We start from the raw sequence: 1,271 nt of genomic DNA on the forward strand, positions 1-1,271 counted from the left end.
TAGGATGCTTCAACACGTAGATAGTTATTCCTACTTACAATTTAATTTTAACACAAAGACCACGGTGGTTAAAACCACTCGTGTCGCACACCGACCAGCACTAGAGTGACTGAGTTTCCCGCATACCGCGAGGTCTTATGAACGACACCTTGCCCAATTCAGTACGCAGCCAAAGGGCATGGTGGAGCAATCGTCGCCTTGGCGCATGGCAAGCTTCCGCTGGGATGGCAGCTGGATATCGCGTTGAAGATGTTGATTTTGAGCAGCAGCGCGTTATATTTCGCCAACCTCCTAGTAAAGTTAAAGTTCCGCGTGTAGGTGACACCGAGTTGTGGAATAGCGAACTAATCAAGGCACTGCGTCGCCATATGGGTCTGACGCAGGCAGAGTTTGCAGAAAGACTCGGCGTGGGTCAGAAAACCGTCAGCAATTGGGAAAAGGGTCTCTATGTGCCAACTAGAGCTACTTGCAAACATTTGGAATTGGTTGCTCAAAGAGTTGGATTCACAAGATCTATGTCTAAATAAGATTTGGCTCTGACAATAATAAACGATTGCAGAGGCAAACCCAAAGTCCGGAAACCATTACGCCACAGCATTAATCCCAGAACCTTCGTCATCACCCTGGGGCAAATCGCCCAACACCTGAAAATTCCCCAAGAGCGCATCCTCAACTGGGAAAAATGGCACAAGGTCCTCTGAGTGCATATCGAAGGCATGGGCGGTTACTTTGTCAGCGATCGCCAATTGGAACAATGGATTGCCGCAAGTCGCACTCTGATATTATGTCCGGTTAATCACCCATCTATTTAGCGCTCTCCTCTGAGGGGGTGACACGGTGACGGGTCGAGATTTTTATTCAGGGTAATTAGGCGGACATCATCAGCTGCTACGCATTTAAATCGAATAAAGAGGCGGGCAATAGGTCCCACCCCACAAGAAGAAGGGAAAATTTGACTCTCAAATTAGGTGCGTAGCAGCTTATGATTCGTTACTGTCCCAACTTGTGTGCCCTTGACGCCCTTTGGGAGTCGATTTTGCATGAAGCGCAAAGATATACACTAGAGGCGCTGTCTCGCCTCGAAGCCTTTTGGCAACAACGATACGCCTCACTATCGAGCCGTTAAACAAGTGACATACTCCCTCACCAACCTTAACAGGTATGGTGAGGGCTTCTTGAAGCCCGATTAAGGGTATGCAAGATTTCCTTCGTGGTACTGTTATCTATAGTTCCAACTATAGTCAGATTCCCACTACGGCGTTTTATACTAG

Annotated in this window: 2 protein-coding genes; one reads left to right on the forward strand and one right to left on the reverse strand. The window is 47.8% G+C overall.

The features are described from left to right. The first annotated feature begins 137 nt into the window (after positions 1-137). Complete coding sequence (locus ACE1CM_RS33960) at positions 138-527, forward strand: helix-turn-helix domain-containing protein (protein ID WP_374883294.1); 390 nt, start codon at positions 138-140, stop codon at positions 525-527. Positions 528-584: 57 nt separating this feature from the next. Here the strand turns inward: ACE1CM_RS33960 and ACE1CM_RS33965 are convergent, their stop codons facing one another. Then, positions 585-707, reverse strand: coding sequence for a hypothetical protein (locus tag ACE1CM_RS33965; protein WP_374883295.1), 123 nt, complete (start codon positions 705-707; stop codon positions 585-587). Positions 708-1,271 lie beyond the last annotated feature (564 nt).

The organism is Microseira sp. BLCC-F43, from assembly GCF_041929235.1.
Taxonomy (GTDB): domain Bacteria; phylum Cyanobacteriota; class Cyanobacteriia; order Cyanobacteriales; family Aerosakkonemataceae; genus Microseira.